This is a genomic window from Ancylomarina euxina (assembly GCF_003863355.1).
Classification (GTDB): domain Bacteria; phylum Bacteroidota; class Bacteroidia; order Bacteroidales; family Marinifilaceae; genus Ancylomarina; species Ancylomarina euxinus.
Map to the genome: position 1 here is coordinate 1 of NZ_QQWG01000066.1, position 815 is coordinate 815.

1 protein-coding gene is annotated in these 815 nt (G+C 29.0%); it reads right to left on the reverse strand.

The genetic code is table 11. The features are described from left to right. Positions 1-438: 438 nt before the first annotated feature. Positions 439-815, reverse strand: a 377-nt coding sequence (locus DWB61_RS17710; RefSeq protein WP_158614465.1) for a hypothetical protein, incomplete at its 5' end; no start/stop codon positions are given.

Consider the following 815-nt stretch of genomic DNA (forward strand, 5'->3'; position numbering starts at 1 on the left):
TTGCTAAGTTTTCGTGGGCGATTTAAAAGAATTAACCTTTCAAATCTCACGGAAGCAAGCCGCATAAATTTGTTTATATTTTTAAGCAAACCAATTCTGGGTGGCTTGCTGGTGTTTATTAATTGAACTAAGATTTCAAAATGAACGTCACCGCCCATGAAATTTAGCTTTTGTTGTATGCTTTAATTATTCCATTCTCAATAAATAGACTTTCAACCTCTGTAATAAACGTTCATTATATCTACATTCTAATGGGGTCATATTATCGAGTTCTGGTATTCTTTTATTTATCCAAGTTAAGCTTTGATTATCTAATAAAATTTGAATTACAGATACCAATTGGGCATCCTTAAATTCTCCTAACGATTCAATACTCTTTCCCTATTCTGACAAACAAATGTTCACAAATTTATCCCATTCATTCTGCATAAAATATTGTTATAATTCAATTTTATCTTCAAAATTAGGTCTACCATTGTATTTTAATTCAATAAAAACAAATGGGTCTCTAGGGTCAACAAGGACTTTAATTTTTCCCCAATTAAGATTTCGTTTTTTTGAAAGTTTATCTACAAGCTTTTCATGCATAGATTTGCAATACTCTACATAATTTGAGATGCTATCTTCAGTTACTTCTTTCTTATATTTTTCATTTAAATATATTCTGTCATAACTTATACAAATTGATTTTAAGAGTTGTTCTTTATAAGAAGCTGATATTCTTAAAGGTTCATTCTCAAAAAATAATTCTCTATTTATTGAAGAATAAAACTTACCTGAACAAAGATGTCCTTCGGATATTTCGACGTATTCAG